General features: G+C 69.0%; 1 protein-coding gene. It reads left to right on the top strand.

The annotated features are described in order from the left end of the window. Positions 1-22: 22 nt before the first annotated feature. A partial coding sequence (locus Mam01_RS36030; protein ID WP_204289689.1) for a sugar phosphate isomerase/epimerase family protein occupies positions 23-991 on the top strand: 969 nt, incomplete at its 3' end.

Consider the following 991-nt stretch of genomic DNA (forward strand, 5'->3'; position numbering starts at 1 on the left):
GCTTCACGAGTGTGGAGGACTGATGACCAGGCCGATCACGTTGTTCACCGGTCAGTGGGCCGACCTGCCGTTCGAGGAGGTCTGCCGGCTGGCCGCCGAGTGGGGCTACGACGGTCTTGAGATCGCCTGCTGGGGCGACCACTTCGAGGTCGACAAGGCCGTGTCCGACGACTCCTACGTCGAGCGCAAGCTGGAGACCCTGGCCAAGTACGACCTGAAGGTGTGGACGATCTCCAACCACCTGGTCGGCCAGGCCGTCTGCGACCACCCCATCGACGAGCGGCACAAGGGCATCCTGCCCGCCCGTATCTGGGGCGACGGCGAACCCGAAGGCGTCCGCCGCCGGGCCGCCGAGGAGATCAAGGACACCGCCCGCGCCGCCGCCAAGCTCGGGGTCAAGACCGTGGTCGGGTTCACCGGATCGTCGATCTGGCACACCCTGGCCATGTTCCCCCCGGTGCCGCCGTCGATGATCGAGGCCGGCTACGCCGACTTCGCCGAGCGGTTCAACCCGATCCTGGACGTCTTCGACGAGGTCGGGGTGCGTTTCGCCCACGAGGTGCACCCCAGCGAGATCGCCTATGACTACCACACCACGGTGCGGACGCTGGAGGCGATCGGCAACCGGCCGGCGTTCGGGCTGAACTGGGACCCCTCGCACATGGTGTGGCAGGGTCTTGACCCGGCGGGGTTCATCCTGGACTTCGCCGACAAGATCTACCACGTGGACTGCAAGGACGCCCGGGTCGCCACCCGCGACGGGCGGCGGGGCCGGCTGGCCTCCCACCTGGCCTGGGCCGACCCGCGCCGCGGCTGGGACTTCGTGTCCACCGGCCGGGGCGATGTGCCGTGGGAGGAGTGCTTCCGCGCGCTCAACCACATCGGCTACGACGGCCCGATCTCCATCGAGTGGGAGGACGCGGGCATGGACCGGCTGCACGGCGCACCCGAGTCCCTGGCCTACATCCGCTCGCTCAACGCCATCACCCCA

The sequence above is a fragment of the Microbispora amethystogenes genome (genome assembly GCF_016863015.1).
GTDB classification, from domain to species: domain Bacteria; phylum Actinomycetota; class Actinomycetes; order Streptosporangiales; family Streptosporangiaceae; genus Microbispora; species Microbispora amethystogenes.